This window comes from Frigoribacterium sp. AC759 (genome assembly GCF_979256015.1).
Window position 1 is genome coordinate 1 of the sequence record NZ_CEEDMT010000075.1, and the last position, 293, is coordinate 293.

Annotated in this window: 1 protein-coding gene; it reads left to right on the forward strand. The window is 68.3% G+C overall.

Annotated features, from left to right (window positions below; translation table 11 throughout):
* Positions 1-293, forward strand: a 293-nt coding sequence (locus tag ACZ6JE_RS15155; protein WP_464319473.1) for a hypothetical protein, incomplete at both ends; no start/stop codon positions are given.

Sequence of the window (293 nt, forward strand, 5' to 3'; positions counted from 1 at the left end):
GACGTGCCCGATAACAAGCTCGGCTTCGTCTACTCGGGTGTCTCGGCCCAAGGCAACTTCCAGACCGCGGGCAGCGCTCCGGTCTCGATCCCGGGCGCTCTCGGTTCGGTGTCGGCGCTCGAGGTCCCTGCCACGGAGCTGGTGCGTGGTGAGACCTCCGAGTTGAAGCTCATGGTTCGCAACACCCAGGAGCACCGGGGCTTCGCGCCCAAGGTCGTGCTGACCGCACCGGAGGGGACGACGTTCCCCGAGCAGGCGACGGCGTCGAGCCGGTACAAGGCCACGACCGCGGA